The 310-nt window shown below is 58.7% G+C and carries 1 protein-coding gene; it reads left to right on the top strand.

Annotated elements, in window-relative coordinates:
* A partial coding sequence (locus KK062_RS30225; protein ID WP_254088110.1) for a FecR family protein occupies positions 1-310 on the top strand: 310 nt, incomplete at both ends.

Genomic DNA, 310 nt, shown 5'->3' with positions numbered 1-310 from the left:
CCTGGAAGCACGCCGTGCGGCCAAACGCCGCGCGCGGGTGTGGAATAATATTATGGAGCCCCAACCATTGCCGATCAACCGCTCGCAGGGTCTTATGCTCGCTGCGGCGGTGGCCGGCATATTGGTGTTGGCCGGTTGGCTCTTCAACCTTTGGCCCTTGGGCACTGCACACGCCCCGGTCATCCGGCAATGCGATGCCGGCGCAGAAGTCTTTGAAGACAAACAGTTTTTGCGATTGCCCGACCACAGCGCCGTCACCCTCAACAATCAAAGCCGTCTGTGCTACAGCTCAAACTTTACGCAAGGGTAT

This window comes from Dawidia cretensis, assembly GCF_018598175.1.
Taxonomy (GTDB): domain Bacteria; phylum Bacteroidota; class Bacteroidia; order Cytophagales; family Cyclobacteriaceae; genus Ohtaekwangia; species Ohtaekwangia cretensis.
This window is presented reverse-complemented; position numbering and strand designations above follow the sequence as displayed.